This is a genomic window from Lactobacillus nasalidis (assembly GCF_016587775.1).
In the GTDB taxonomy this organism is placed as follows: domain Bacteria; phylum Bacillota; class Bacilli; order Lactobacillales; family Lactobacillaceae; genus Lactobacillus; species Lactobacillus nasalidis.
On record NZ_BOCG01000036.1, the window covers coordinates 1 to 404 of the forward strand.

The window sequence follows — 404 nt, forward strand, 5'->3', positions numbered from 1 at the left end:
GGGACCATCCATGAAGATGCCCGGTCTCACTTTGGCTACGAAATCCAGATCAGCGACCTGGAAGTCGTGTCAAACAACGAAGGCTACCCGATCACCAACAAGGAACACGGGATCGACTTCCTGCTGGACCACCGGCACCTGTGGCTGAGAAGCCGCCGGCCATTTGCCATCATGCAGATCAGAAACCGCATCTTCAAGGCTACGGTCGACTTCTTTGAAAACGAAGGCTTCGTGAAGTTCGACGCTCCGCTTTTGATGCACTCGGCTCCAGAAGGGACGACCGAACTCTTCCACATCGACTACTTCGACCACGATGCCTACCTGTCACAGTCAGGCCAGCTTTACGGTGAAGTCGGGGCAGAAGCTTTCGGCAAGATCTTTACCTTCGGCCCGACCTTCCGGGC

The 404-nt window shown here is 55.7% G+C and carries 1 protein-coding gene; it reads left to right on the plus strand.

Annotated elements, in window-relative coordinates; genetic code table 11:
* The coding region (locus tag lacNas_RS00265; protein WP_307865694.1) for an amino acid--tRNA ligase-related protein at positions 1-404 on the plus strand (404 nt) is incomplete at both ends.